The organism is Bacillus hominis, from assembly GCF_018332515.1.
Classification (GTDB): domain Bacteria; phylum Bacillota; class Bacilli; order Bacillales; family Bacillaceae_G; genus Bacillus_A; species Bacillus_A hominis.
The window spans coordinates 1-14,056 of record NZ_BOQD01000336.1 but is presented as its reverse complement, the minus strand read 5'-3'; the positions used below and the strand labels follow the sequence as shown (position 1 = coordinate 14,056).

The 14,056-nt window shown below is 33.5% G+C and carries 15 protein-coding genes and 1 pseudogene; 11 read left to right on the top strand and 5 right to left on the bottom strand.

What is annotated here, in order from left to right:
• A partial coding sequence (locus tag KI356_RS24130) for a patatin-like phospholipase family protein (RefSeq protein ID WP_212936683.1) occupies nt 1-338 on the bottom strand: 338 nt, incomplete at its 3' end.
• Nucleotides 339-425: 87 nt separating this feature from the next.
• On the bottom strand, nt 426-584 hold the full coding sequence (locus tag KI356_RS24125) for a YjcZ family sporulation protein (RefSeq protein WP_002118476.1): 159 nt from the start codon (nt 582-584) through the stop codon (nt 426-428).
• Between the two features lie 225 nt (nt 585-809).
• On the opposite strand from KI356_RS24125, the gene KI356_RS24120 reads away from it, so the two are divergent.
• From KI356_RS24120 to KI356_RS24105, 4 genes are all read left to right on the top strand, one after another.
• On the top strand, nt 810-1,562 hold the full coding sequence (locus KI356_RS24120) for a YwqG family protein (RefSeq protein ID WP_128281353.1): 753 nt from the start codon (nt 810-812) through the stop codon (nt 1,560-1,562).
• 145 nt (nt 1,563-1,707) lie between these two features.
• Complete coding sequence (locus KI356_RS24115; protein WP_212936682.1) at nt 1,708-2,868, top strand: transglutaminase domain-containing protein; 1,161 nt, start codon at nt 1,708-1,710, stop codon at nt 2,866-2,868.
• 108 nt (nt 2,869-2,976) lie between these two features.
• Nucleotides 2,977-3,186: a DUF4083 domain-containing protein gene (locus KI356_RS24110; RefSeq protein ID WP_128281351.1), complete on the top strand. Its 210-nt coding sequence runs from the start codon at nt 2,977-2,979 to the stop codon at nt 3,184-3,186.
• Nucleotides 3,187-3,199: 13 nt separating this feature from the next.
• On the top strand, nt 3,200-3,661 hold the full coding sequence (locus tag KI356_RS24105; RefSeq protein WP_128281350.1) for an NUDIX hydrolase: 462 nt from the start codon (nt 3,200-3,202) through the stop codon (nt 3,659-3,661).
• A gap of 44 nt (nt 3,662-3,705) precedes the next feature.
• Here KI356_RS24105 and nadE read toward each other — a convergent pair whose 3' ends face one another.
• Nucleotides 3,706-4,524, bottom strand: coding sequence for an NAD(+) synthase (nadE, locus tag KI356_RS24100; RefSeq protein ID WP_128281349.1), 819 nt, complete (start codon nt 4,522-4,524; stop codon nt 3,706-3,708).
• A 271-nt stretch (nt 4,525-4,795) separates the two neighbouring features.
• Between nadE and KI356_RS24095 the strand changes: the two genes are divergently transcribed.
• The 5 genes and pseudogenes from KI356_RS24095 to KI356_RS24070 form a co-directional block, all read left to right on the top strand.
• The gene (locus tag KI356_RS24095; protein WP_128281348.1) at nt 4,796-6,676 is read left to right on the top strand and encodes an ABC transporter permease; all 1,881 of its coding nucleotides are present in this window, start codon (nt 4,796-4,798) and stop codon (nt 6,674-6,676) included.
• A 119-nt stretch (nt 6,677-6,795) separates the two neighbouring features.
• The gene (locus tag KI356_RS24090; RefSeq protein ID WP_128281347.1) at nt 6,796-7,083 is read left to right on the top strand and encodes an AbrB/MazE/SpoVT family DNA-binding domain-containing protein; all 288 of its coding nucleotides are present in this window, start codon (nt 6,796-6,798) and stop codon (nt 7,081-7,083) included.
• A gap of 195 nt (nt 7,084-7,278) precedes the next feature.
• Complete coding sequence (locus KI356_RS24085; protein ID WP_212936681.1) at nt 7,279-8,775, top strand: tetratricopeptide repeat protein; 1,497 nt, start codon at nt 7,279-7,281, stop codon at nt 8,773-8,775.
• A 277-nt stretch (nt 8,776-9,052) separates the two neighbouring features.
• Nucleotides 9,053-10,003: a serine protease gene (locus KI356_RS24080; RefSeq protein WP_128281345.1), complete on the top strand. Its 951-nt coding sequence runs from the start codon at nt 9,053-9,055 to the stop codon at nt 10,001-10,003.
• A gap of 122 nt (nt 10,004-10,125) precedes the next feature.
• Nucleotides 10,126-10,754: pseudogene (locus KI356_RS24070) on the top strand (aldo/keto reductase); the annotation flags it as partial.
• A gap of 197 nt (nt 10,755-10,951) precedes the next feature.
• On the opposite strand, the gene KI356_RS24065 reads toward KI356_RS24070, so the two are convergent.
• A complete protein-coding gene (locus KI356_RS24065) occupies nt 10,952-11,176 on the bottom strand; it encodes a hypothetical protein (protein ID WP_128281344.1) in 225 nt (74 codons plus the stop codon).
• An 84-nt stretch (nt 11,177-11,260) separates the two neighbouring features.
• A complete protein-coding gene (locus KI356_RS24060; protein ID WP_212936680.1) occupies nt 11,261-11,608 on the bottom strand; it encodes a DUF4257 domain-containing protein in 348 nt (115 codons plus the stop codon).
• Nucleotides 11,609-12,060: 452 nt separating this feature from the next.
• On the opposite strand from KI356_RS24060, the gene rsgA reads away from it, so the two are divergent.
• Together rsgA and KI356_RS24050 are read left to right on the top strand one after the other, a co-directional pair.
• Nucleotides 12,061-13,110, top strand: a complete 1,050-nt coding sequence (rsgA, locus tag KI356_RS24055) for a ribosome small subunit-dependent GTPase A (protein WP_128281342.1) — start codon at nt 12,061-12,063, stop codon at nt 13,108-13,110.
• A gap of 211 nt (nt 13,111-13,321) precedes the next feature.
• Nucleotides 13,322-14,056, top strand: a 735-nt coding sequence (locus KI356_RS24050; RefSeq protein WP_212936679.1) for a cache domain-containing protein, incomplete at its 3' end; no start/stop codon positions are given.

The window sequence follows — 14,056 nt, the reverse complement described above, 5'->3', positions numbered from 1 at the left end:
AAATGAATTCCTTTTTTTCTAAGCAGGTCTTCTAGCCATTCTTCGAGAAATACATTTGAATAAATACCTAGAGTAGACCATGCACTTAGTCCTTTACCGATAAACGGGATTCTATCAATAAAAGTTTTCTTAGTAAACTTGTTATAATCAATATCAGTTATAATCGTTTTTAATTCGGAACAAGAGTATCCTGCTGCTAGAAGCGCTGCGATAATAGCGCCAGCTGATGTTCCAGCTAAACGCTCCCATTCATAACCTTTTTCGGCTAACGCGCAAATTGCCCCTACATGAGCAATTCCGCGTACACCGCCTCCCTCGAAAACACCATCAATCTTCATTAAACATACTTCCTTTCAGATGGGGAATTTGAAAATGGCAAAAAAGCACGTATTGTACGCGCTTTTTTACAATAGTTTTTAAGTTTACTAGCAGCCGAATCCGCCGCCCCAACAGCTAGCTCCGATGATGATTAGAAGGATAAATAAAACGATTAATAAAGCGAAACCTCCATAACCACACCCACCGCAACTACCGCCGTAACCGTAACCACCGCCGTAACCACCGCAACTATATCCGTAACCCATGTGGAATTCCTCCTTATATTAAAAGTGAAAATGAACGAGGGAAAGTATACTGTAAGAAATTATGAGATATCATGTTTGTAGGAACAATGTATACTATGCTCTTTTAAACTTGTTCGCGTACGAGGGATAAGCCCGTTTTTTTTTGAAGGCTTGTTGATTTTGCGATGAATGAAGTATAATCTTTGTGCTATGATACAAATAAGTATGTAAATGTAAGGAGAATTTATGGATAAAAAAATTGAAGTATTAATTGATAAATATGGACTGACACATTTAAAAGAGGAGCTTATTAATACTGTATTTCCTTGTGTAAAAGTTGTGCCAAAAAAACAGGAAACAATTGCGATAGGTAGTTCGAAAATGGGTGGAGTTCCTGATTTGCCGGATTCATTTGAATATCCAACATACAAAGGGAATCCTCTATGCTTTATCGCGCAATTTAATTTAAGTGATTTACAAAACGTTGGCATGGATCATAATCTTCCTAAGACAGGGATGTTATATTTCTTTAGTATTGAAAATTACTTTGAAGAAGATGTGGATCCAACTAAAGCTGGACGTGTGCTTTATTATGATATCCCTGTAGAGCAATTACGTAGAGCAGATGAATCGCAAGCGAAATTTAATCAATGTGCAACTACTTTTGAACTGACATATAAATTGCCAGAGCTTTTCATTGAAGATGAGGCTGATTCAGATCGTTTCTTGCAATTACTTGAAGAGCTAATCCCAGACAACTATGATAATCATCAAATGTTTGGAGAACCATTCTCTGTACAAGATGAGGTATTGTACGAGACTGGACAATATATGGGGATAGATCCGCAGCATATGACGCTCTTATTCCAAATTGATTCGGATACTAAAAATTGTAATATGATGTGGGGAGATTTAGGGATGCTTTATTTCTGTATTGGAAATGAAGACTTGAAAAAACACCATTTTGAAAATACATGCTGTGTGTTACAAACTTGTTAATGAAAAAGGTTGTTCTTGTAAAAAGAACAACCTTTTTACAATGTTAAATATGCATAATCTCATATGACCTATTTTGAAAAGTATTGTATACTCTGAAACTATACGATACTTTTTCGTATAGTTATAGAATGTAAGGAGTGACGAAATGAGAAAGACAAATAAGTATGTAACAGCTGCCCTGCTCTGTTCAACAATTGCAATGGGTGGCTTACACGCGTCATCTGTATCTTACGCAGCTACGAAATCGACTGTAGGTACTACACAATCAGACACTAAATTATTAAATGATTTTCGAAAAGAATTAAAAAAACATATTGATGATCGGGATGAAAATATTACAATCACATATAAAACAAAAGATAGAAATGCTAGAGATGTTATGGACCAATTATACAAAGAATATAATAAAATCGTAGATGCCGATGAGTATGTAAAATATAATGTAGCCTCTACTAAGTATTCTATAAAAGGGATGCCAGGGAACTATACGTTTACACTACAAGTGAAATACCGTGAATCAAAAGAGCAAACACAATATGTAAAATCTCAGGCGAAAGCAATTATAGGTTCAATTGTAAAGCCGGGGATGGATGAACATGAAAAAGTAAAAGCTATTCATGATTACGTTGTAAAACATGTATCCTATGATACGTCTTATCAAGCGTATACAGCATATGACGCGTTAGCGAACCGTTCTGCAGTTTGCCAAGGGTATACATTATTAACGTATGAGTTGCTAAAAGAAGCAGGTATTCAAAATCATATTGTAACAGGTACAGGGAATGGACAAGCTCACGCATGGAATTTAGTGAACATTGATAACAAGTGGTACCACCTTGATACTACATTCGATGATCCTGTGCCAGATAAAGCTGGGCGCGTGACATATTCCTATTTTAATATGTCAGACGAGCAGTTAAGTAAAGACCATGAATGGGATCGAAGTAAATATCCAGCAGCAACTACAAGTTACTTTGGTGAATTAACAAGTAAAATAAAAGCCGGTAGTTCAAAAACTGCTGCATATGAACAAATGTTAAAAGAAACAAATTTAAAGTATTTGTCTGCACAATATGGAGCGGAAACATACAATGAATTTAAGAAAAAATTACAGCAACAATTTGCTTCCAAACCAGAAAAAGTAGAAGTGCGATATAAGCAGACAATGGATGGAACGATGCAAGATATAAAGAAAGTATTAAATGAAATCACTTGGCCAAAAGGTGCAAAGCGTGTATCTTATCAAGTTGCGCCATATAGTGCAATGACAGGTTATTCATTAGCGACAATTACATTTACGTATTAATGGAAAAGAGCATCTTTAAAAGGTGCTCTTTTTGTGTTCAGTAATTATAATAGTGACTATTTTGAATTATATGATAAAATAATCAGGAATGGAGGGTGTGATAGCTAAATGAATTTGTTCGAAAATAATATATTTGCGTTGATATATTTTTGTTTAGTAATTGGACTTATCGTTTGGTTTTTCATATCATTTACTTTATTTATTAGAAGGTTATTGCAAAACAGCTCTTCGAAAAAACAACATATAATCAATATGAATCAGAAATTAGATTGGATTATTGAATTGCTTGAAAGAGATAAAATAATGGAAGATGTATGAAAAGGAGAAACAGATGGCGAATTACATAAAGGAATTACGTGAAAAAATAGGGCATGATTATGTTATTTTGAATTTTGCTGGTGGTTGTGTATTTAATGAATGTGGTGAAGTACTTCTCCAAAAAAGAGGGGACTTTAATGCGTGGGGATTTCCTGGCGGTGCAATGGAAATCGGAGAATCTGCCGCAGAAACTGCGATTCGAGAAATAAAAGAAGAAACCGGGTATGATGTAGAAATAAATGAGCTTATCGGAGTGTATACAAAATATTTTCAAACATATCCAAATGGAGATAAAGCACAGTCAATTGTGATGTTCTTTACATTCTCAATTGTTGGAGGAGACAAAAAAGTAGACGGTGATGAAACGTTGGATTTGAAGTTTTTCCCGTTAGACAAAATGCCTCCGTTATTTTGTAAACAACATGAAGATTGCTTGCAGGATTTATTAGAGAAGAGAGTAGGGGTATTTCGTTAACATAAAAAAGAAGCTAATTGAGATTAGCTTCTTTTTTATGGTGTTTATTTCCACCAATCATCAAACATAGATGCTGGTACTTGTCTTTTATGTTCACTCACTTTGTAACGTTTCTCAATCTTTTCAGCAACGTCAGCTGGAACTGCTTTACCTTCTAAATAGTCATCTAGTTGATCATACGTAATACCTAACTCTGTTTCATCAGCTTGACCTGGTTTCTCATCTAATAAATCAGCTGTTGGCATTTTTAAGTAAAGTCGCTCGTCTGCATCTAATTCTTGTAATAGAGCACGTCCTTGGCGCTTCGTTAATCCTGTTAATGGTAATAAATCTGCACCACCATCTCCGAATTTTGTAAAGAAGCCTGTTACAGCTTCTGCAGCGTGATCTGTTCCGATAACAAGAAGGCCTTTTTGTCCACCGATTGCATATTGTGTAACCATGCGGATACGTGCTTTCACATTACCTTTATTGAAATCTGTTAATGATTCACCTAATAAATTTTCGTATTGATTTGAAAAAGCATCGACAGTTGAAGCGATATCAAAGGCAGTTGATTGATCAGCTTGAATAAACTGTAATGCTAATTGTGCATCATCTTCATCTTTTTGTACTTTGTAAGGAAGACGAACAGCGATAAACGTTGCGTTACCACCTTCGTTACGAATTTCTTCAACTGCAAGCTGGGCTAAACGTCCCGCTAATGTAGAGTCTTGTCCGCCACTAATTCCAAGTACAAATCCTTTCGCACCTGTTTTTTTCACATAATCTTTTAAGAAATCAACGCGTTTACGAATTTCTACTTTCGGATCAATTACAGGTTGAACATGTAATGCTTTCATAATCTGTTCTTGTAATGTCATTATGTTTTCCTCCTTTTCATATTAAAGCTGTAAAAATTTTTATGTATATATTGGTACATACTTCTATCCTTTATTATTTCGCAAAACTAACGAATATACAATAGGATGCGTGTATGAATATGAATGTAGTCATTATAATGAAACTGCTTCGTTTAAGCAATTTTTTTGAAACCTTTCAATAATGTAAGGTTTTTGTCATTTGAATCGATGGAAGGTATTTCCGTACTTTACTAATATAAAAGCATAGTTAGTAGAAGGGCGGAGAAGTAGTATGAACATTAGAGAACTCGCATTTCGAAATGTAACGCGAAATAGACGAACATACTCAGCTTATTTTTTGAGTAGTGCATTTGCCATTATGGCTTTTTTTGTGTATTCATTTTTTGCGTTTCATCCGGCATTAAGCGCTGGAGAATTAGGGCAGTACGTATTTGTAAGTATGTCTTTTGCACAGTCCATTATTTACTTATTTACATTTTTCTTTATTTTATATTCGATGGGAATGTTTTTAAAAACGAGAAAGCGTGAATTAGGAATTTTAATGATGTTAGGTATGACAAAATATCAATTAAAGCGTCTTATCTTTTTTGAAAATATCATGATTGGAATAGGGGCAATTATTTTTGGGATTTTTGCAGGAATGTTATTTTCCGGAATATTAATATTCGTAGCCCCGATGATATTAAAGTTAGATATTTCCTTAGCCTATTACATTCCAATGAAAGCCATTGTTGTAACGAGTATTATGTTTTTCGTATTATTTATGATCATTTCATTGTTCAGTGCAGGAATGATTCGGAAGAATAAAATTATGAAATTGTTTAGAGGATCAGCAGAAGCGAAGCCGGAACCGAAAGCATCCATTATTTCTTCTATATTAGCAGTAGTATTGCTTAGTGCGGGATATGCAGGAGCGCTTATGTCACACGGCGCAATGGTATTTATTATGATGATTCCTGTTACAACGGTAGTCATTATTGGTACGTATTTGCTGTACAAGCAGTTGAGCGTCTTTATTATTAGACTATGTAAGAAAAGTAAGCGTTTCTATTGGACACAGACAAATATTATTACTTTGTCAGATTTAGCTTACCGTATGAGAGATAACGCAAGAATGTTCTTTATTGTAACAATTATTTCAACAGTAGCATTTTCAGCAATAGGTACATTGGTTGGATTTGCTTCAATGACAAAAGAAATTATGGACAGACCAATTTCATTTCATTATCATTCTAAGCAAGGAAATAGTAATGAATCGCAGCATTTGAAGATGATTGACGAAGGATTAAAGAAACATAGTATAGCAGCTTCAAAAACTAATATTTCGACGAAGAAAACGGAGGAGCAGTCGTTAAGAAACGCCACCTTTATAAAGGAATCAGACTATAAGGAATATGCAAAGTTAACAGGAGAACCCATTAATGCGGTATCAAATAAAGAAGCTTTATTTTTGTCAGTCGATATACCAGGACCACCGATAAAAGAAAGAAATGAAATTACGTTACCAAATGTGAATGAACCTTTACAAGTGAAAAAAGTTAATACTTCTTCATTAAGTAAAATACTGGGAGGTAACGTTTATGTAATCTCTAAAAATCAGTATGATGCATTACAAGATGGATTTAAAGAGGAAAAAGATTATGTGTACAAAACAGAAGGAACGAAAGATGAAATTGAGGTTGGTAAAGAACTTACTAATCAAATGAAGCCTTATGAAGAACATTCAACGTTTAGTGCAGAAGAGTACGATCAAAATCAAAGTTTACAAATCGCAGGACCCATTTTATTTGTAGGTTTCTTTATTGGTATTGTATTTTTCGTTTGTGCAGGAAGCTTCCTTTACTTCCGCTTATTTTCTGATTTGGAGGACGATATTCGTTTATTTGAAATGATTCGAAAAGTTGGATTGACGAGAGGTGAATTATCGAAAGTAGTCACAATCCGCTTAGCGCTTTTATTCTTCGTTCCAGTTGGAGTTGCAACATTACACGGGGCAGTAGCATTAACGGCATTAGGACAAATGTTTGAGTACTCACTTTTTAAAGAGAATACGATTGTATTAAGTATTTTTGTAAGTATTCAAGTTTTATATTTCGTCATTATACGATCTCGTTATTTAAAACAATTGAAAGAAAGATTGAATATTCGTTAAATGTGTTTTTTTAACTTTTGTACTATATTCTCTAAAAAGAGTAAGGCATTACCAAATATATAGTGATAAAATGAAAATAGCGAGGTGAAAAAAATAATAGAGAGTAAGGGGGGAGTAACATGAAAGCAACAGGAATTATTCGAAAAGTAGATGAATTGGGACGGATAGTTATTCCTAAAGAATTACGAGATGTATTAGGAATACAAATCAAATCACCACTTGAAATTTTTGTAGAAGAAGATAAAGTCATTTTACAAAAATATCAACCTTACAATGCTTGTCAAATAACAGGTGATGTTTCAGACCAAAATATTTCATTAGCAAATGGAAACATTACTGTTAGTATAGAAGGCGCAAAACATGTAATAAAAGAAATTGAGCAGTTTTTGAACAAGAGTGAGAGTTAGTCTTAATTTATATTGTATTTGGAATATAGATGTGAACTTTTGTGAAATTGGGAGAGCAAAAAACAGTTAATGTGTTCTTTTGCTCTCTGTTTTGGTTTAAGTAATTGTAAAAATGTTTTATTAAGATATTATAAGAAAATAGGGTTTTGTGTAGTTATACGAGAAGTTATTGTGGAATATAAGGGGAGGAATAGGATGAACGAGACATCGAGTTATTGGTTAAGTGCTGATATTGCAAATTGCGAGAGGCATTTATCCTCTATAAATTTCAATACAAGTGCTATGCAAAGAGAAATGAGAGCTGCTACTGAAGCTGCGGAAGAAAGTGCCCATAATTTAGGGGTAATGATACATCAATTGCAAGAATTTCGTATGGAGCAATATATGCTGAATACGGAAAGGAATGAGTATTTAAAAGGAATATATGAAACATTAAAGGCACCTAATAAAACAGAGGCACAAGAATTATATGAAATGGCAATGGAATTAGTAAGAAGAGAGGATGTGAAAAAATCAATAGATTATTTTGAAAGGGCTATACAATTAAATCCATTACACTATCAAGCTTATATCGGAATCACATTAGCTTATATGAAAATGGGAAAGAATAAAGAAGGTTTAACATATGCATATGATAGTCTAAAACACGCTCCACAAAATGAAAAATATGATTTCTTAGGTTATTCATACCAATTAATCGCAAAAAATCATTTTTATTTACATCAGTATGATCTGGCTTTAGAGAGCATTCAAAAATCAATACAAACAAAAAGATTTGCAAAATACTATTATGACCAAGGAAAATATTATTTGTACACTCGGAATATTGAAGCTGGTTGCAAATCATTACAAAATGCAATTAGGGGAGATCGTCAATATTTTAACTATGCATTAGTGGATCCAGAATATAATATAGAGCGTGAATTGGTGAATAAATGTTTGGAAACGGTGAAGAAAAATCAAAAAGAAAATGTTGATAATCTATCTCAGTGTATAACAAACATTACTTTTGTAACAGGGACGGACATAGAAAGAATATCAAATAATGTTAATATTAAAGAAGCAGTTCAAAAGGTAGCAAATCAATTAGAGGAAAAACGTGGACAGTATTTACATAAAATCAATGAGCAAATGGCAGCTGATGCATATATAGATTTTCGCCAGGCTGAGGATACTATTGAAGAATGTAGAAAACTGATAAATGCTTCAAGGAAATATATTGTAAATACGCTGGAGAATAGACTGTCGGAAAATAATAATAAAGTAAAATATCAGACAACAGTAATAAACAGAAACAAAATGCAAAGGCCTAATGCATTAAAAATTATTTTAAATCATTTTCATACAAAAGGGTCTTTAGGTTATGAAATCTTAACTGGCTTGGTTATGGCGGGTGGTTTATTTTCATGGCATAAATGGATTCAAGTTTTTAACGGAACAGCTGAAAAGGTAAACTCGGACTATTTAATATATTTTATTTTAGTGATATTTGGTACTTTGGCAATTTTATTTAAAATAAAACCAACATATAAATGTATTAAAGAAATTATAGTTAAGAAGAAAGAATATAGAGAGAAAAATAAAAATATAGAAACTGCTACAAATCAATCAGATGCACTGAAGAACAGTAATCAAAGTATAATTGAAGAATTTAAGAAGGTAGATGGAAAGATTAATTGGCCTGCTATGTAAATGGTAATAATGAAATTATAATTAACTATATACGATAATAAAGTAAAACTGTAATCAGTGGGAGTTTTGTCTATCTGCGCTGTTTATTAGCTCTCAACAATTGGGCTTTAACTACCCGTTAATGCAGGATAAATGAATAAAGAAAAAAGGATCTTTATTTTAAATTTTTTGAGGTAAAGATCCTTTTTTGTATGGAAATAAAGGATAATCTGAGTTAAGAAAAGAAATTCAATGTATGCGTATTCATTTTTAAGGAATTTACTTAGGAGGGATTACGATGAATAGTAGTACAGCGAATAAGCAAAAAGGCATTAAATTAATTCCGTTTACTGTAAATAAAGTGGTTGAGCAAGTAAATGAAATTCCGCCAGGTGTACAACTGATTCATGCTCCGCAAGTATGGGAAAAGAGTGCGAAAGGGAAAGATATTGTCGTTGCCGTTTTAGATACAGGTTGTGATGTAAGTCATGTAGATTTAAAAGATCGTATTATTGGTGGGAGAAATTTCACGAAAGATTATGAAGGTGATCCGAAAATTTATCTTGATAATAATGGGCATGGTACTCATGTAGCGGGGACAATCGCAGCAACCGAAAACGGAGTGGGTGTATTAGGTGTAGCACCACTTGCTAAAATGTTAGTATTAAAAGTATTAGCTGGAGACGGTTCTGGAAGCTATGAACAAATTATTGAGGCCATTCATTATGCTGTAAATTGGAGGGGGCCAAATAAAGAGAAAGTGAGAATTATTTCAATGTCACTTGGTGGCCCGCAAGACGTTCCGGAATTACATGAAGCAATTCAAAATGCAGTAAGGCAAGATGTTCTTGTTGTATGTGCTGCTGGAAATAATGGAGATTGTAATGATGACACAGAGGAACTAGACTTCCCAGGTGCTTACTCTGAGGTAATTGAAGTTGGTGCTGTCAATTTAGAGCGGAAAATTTCTTGTTTTAGTAATTCAAATCAAGAAATTGATTTAGTAGCGCCAGGTGATGAAATATTATCTACGTATCCAGAGGGGAAATATGCTGTATTAAGTGGTACTTCAATGGCGACGCCGCACATCGCTGGGGCACTCGCATTGCTCATTAAGCAGTGTGAGAGAGAATATGGTAGAAAGTTATCAGAGCCAGAAATATACGCACAACTAATAAAAAGAACTGTACCTTTAGGGTATGAGCGTACATCTGAAGGAAATGGATTAATAGATTTGTTAAAAGAATAGAAATACTAAAAAACATCTCATATTTAAATGAGATGTTTTTTAATAAGGCTTTGTTGCATGTAATACAACATGTAATAAACCAGTGAATCTAGCATTTAAATCTTCTTCTCGAATTAAAATAAAACGCATTGGAAAATAGCTTAAGAAGATTACAGACTGATTATATTGATTTATATTATTTACATTTTACAAATTCTGAAACAAGTTACATAGATTCAATCGGAGAGCTTATGCGCCTAAAAGAAGAAGGGGGAATCCGTTCAATTGGAATATCAACGTAAACGTAGAGCAATTAAAAGTAGCGAATCAGCATGGAGACATAGATGTTGTACAAGCGCCTTACAATATGTTAAATCGTACTGCTGAGGAAGAACTATTACCGTATTGTATAGAAATAGAAGCTGGTATTTCATTTATACCGTATGGACCTTTGGCCTTTGGAATACTAGGTGGTAAATATACAGAAGGTTTTAAATTGAACGAAGGTGATTGGCGCCAAAGTGTAAATCTTTTCGAGAAAAATACATATAAGAGTAACTTTAAGAAAGTGGAAAAGTTAAAAGGGGTAGCTAAAGAAAATGATATTGAAGTGTCTCATTTAGCGTTAGTGTAGTTATTAAATAAAAAAGGAATTGATACTGTTATTCCTGGCGGGAAGCGAGCATCGCAAATAAGAGAAAGTGTAAGAGCGGTGGACGTTTTATTGAATGAAAAGGATATGAAACAAATTGAATCTATATTAGAAGATTAGAAGGGAAGAGGTGAGTGTTTTAACACTGAGCTTCTTTTCTTAAAAAAAATAAAAAATCCCTACAGAGATAGGGATTTATATATCGGCATATAGTTCCTTGGAAAAGGATATATTTAGCTTACCATACTGGAGTATATATATTTGTGAAATAGATGTGAAAGATGCTGTAATAAAAAGCACTGTTTTAGCTAATGTAACTAAAACAGTGCTTTTCTCTTTGATTGTACAGTTGCTGCATTTTCATCATGTATTCCTGCATCATCAATAATTCGTTTTTTAGCTTTATTTAATAGATGGTCTACTGCTTCACCAAAATAGTTAGCTTCGCTTTTTGTGCGGGCTTCTCGTAAACATTTATAGTTTTCTAGCAGTTCCTCTTTTTCGGAGTTTGTTAAGAAATCTTCTATTTTCTTTTTTGTCATACGAAACACCCTTTCTTCTGACAAACGACGCAATAGAAAATATTTATTTTTCATTATAACAATAATTTAAAAAGAAAGTATATACTAACGTCGCAATAATTTGTCAATTTCTTGAATCTTCTCATCAGCTTTTCCAATTTGCGTATTTTTAGCCTGCTCACCACCAAGAGCCTGGTGAAGTAAGAACGTTTGGCCAGAAATAGCAGTCACAATGGACACCTTGATTATTTCTTTTATTAAGGTGACATCGAATAAAACGAGCCCAAGAAGTGCAGCTAGGCAGCCGGTAAAAATATCAGTTAAAAAACCAAAATGAAAAAAAGTTTTCAAACGGCGTGGAAGCAATAACTTACCTTGGTTATTGATTAGATGGGAAACGAAGCCGGTAATGCCACCAACGAGAAGAGCAGTTAGCCATTGATACATTTCCATCGAATCCACTCCTTTTAGTGAATAAGATTCGATTTTTACATATTGATTCCTTTTAATATTTCATATAACCATATTGAGAAAGTTTGTTTGGGTATATTCCGCATTCAATTTAATTATAACGGAAAATCCCGATACATTTCAGTCTATTATATGAATCGCTTTTACTATAACCAACACTATACTTGGTTTCATGTAATAGAAGATAAGATTAGTCATCGTGGACAAACTAAAATGCTAAAGAGTTAATTGTTTGAAAATTACATTAAATAAGGTAGCTTTTTAATGAGATATTCCATATAATGAGAGTAATTAAATTTAGAACGGGGTGATGTATTATGGCGAAATTGATTTATATGAATAATAAACCAAATACAAAGGTGGACGGAAAGGGCGATACTTTATAAGTGAGCGCACAATCCTTCCACTAAGTTCAAACTAGGGAGGATATCAATTTGAATCAAAATATTTTAGAATCGTTCGGATGGGATTCTTTTTTTGAGGAACAAGCTGTAGAGAACTATGAAGTAGGACGTATTTTACTTGAGCACAAGCATATATATAGGATTATTTGTAATGATGGTGAATATGTAGCGGAATTGTCTGGAAAGTTTCGTCATGAAGCGTTAACGAAAGGGGATTATCCGGCAGTTGGTGATTGGGTGTATATAAAGAAAATAGAAAATGAGAAAAAGGCAATTATTCACCGTATTTTTCCGAGAAGAAGTTCTTTTTCAAGACAAGAAGCTGGTAACAGAACTGAAGAACAAATTATTGCAGCGAATGTAGATTATCTATTTTTAGTGAATGCTCTTAACCATGATTTCAACGTAAGAAGGATGGAACGTTATTTGCTAATGGCTTATGAGAGTGGTGCAATGCCTGTTATTGTTTTAACGAAGAGTAGTTTATGTGAAGATGTGGAACAGAAAATTGCAGAAACTGAAGCGGTAGCAATCGGTGTTCCGATATTTGTTGTTGATAGTTTAGTGTACGTCGGAATAGAATCATTGCAACAATTTGTTTCACCAGGAAAAACAATTGCTTTAGTTGGATCTTCAGGTGCAGGGAAATCTACTTTGTTAAATGCATTAATAGGAACAGATGTAGCAAAAACTGGAGATATACGTGAAGAAGATAGTAAAGGGAGACATACGACAACTCACCGTGAGTTATTCCAATTACCGAGTAGTGGTTTAGTAATTGATACTCCTGGTATGAGGGAACTTCAGCTTTGGGAAGGAAGCGCGGCAATTCAAACTACATTTTCTGATATTGAAGATCTTGCAAATACTTGCCGCTTTCGAGATTGTAAACATGATGGTGAACCAGGATGTGCAGTGCGAAGTGCTATAGATAACGGAATTATACCCGTAGAGCGCTTGCTAAGCTATAAAAAGCTGCAAAGAGAATTGGCATATGCTATGAGAAAACAAAACATTACTCTGGCAAGAGCGGAACGAGATAGATGGAAAAAGATTTCTAAACAACATAAAAAAATGTAAAAAACCAAAGGGCTTGTTCCTTTGGTTTTTTGTATTTGTAAATTTTATAATAATATTATTCGTATATATAGACAAAGGGAGCTTATTTGTTTAAACTTTACAAAGTGTTCATCAAAACAAGTTATAAAAATAGAAACTAAGGAATGGGATATATTCAAAATTAGCTCTATATAATCTTTAAAACTTAATATTGAAATACAGGAGGTTTGTAATGCGTAAACTAGTAAGTTGGTTTAGAGATATGAAAGTAGCAAAAAAGCTATTAATTTCATTTTTTGTTATATTAATTGCGGCAGTCTCTATTATTGGGGGCATGTCGTATCAAACAGCTAAAAAGAATTTTGAATCACAAATTATGAGTAGCGCTCAAGATAATATAAAAATATTGGATAATTTAATCAATCAAATGATTGAAGCGAAATTCAACGATGTAAATAATTTTGCACGAGTGATTCATAGTGATATGTATCAAGGGGATAATCAGGATGAACTAAGAAAAACATTATCCCAATATATTAGTTTGAACAAAGATGTAGAACAAGTGTATGTTGCCGGAAACGATAAAAAATTTGTACAAGAACCAAATATACAAATGGCAGCAGATTATGATCCAACAACGCGTTCTTGGTATAAAGATGCAGTGAATAAGCAAGGTGGAATTGTTGTCACTGAACCATATAAAGCACAAGGGAATGGACATATTGTCGTAACAATCGCAAAACAAACTGAAGATAAAAATGGTGTTGTTGCGGTAGATTTAAGTTTAGATAATTTATTAAAAACAACAAAGTTAATTAATATTGGTAAAAAGGGCTATGCTTTCATTTTAGATGGAAAACAAAAAATAATTGCTCACCCTCAAGAAAAATCGGGTGACAATGCAGATGATTCTTGGGCAAAGAAAATATACGAAGATAACAATGGTACTTTTTCATACACTTATGGT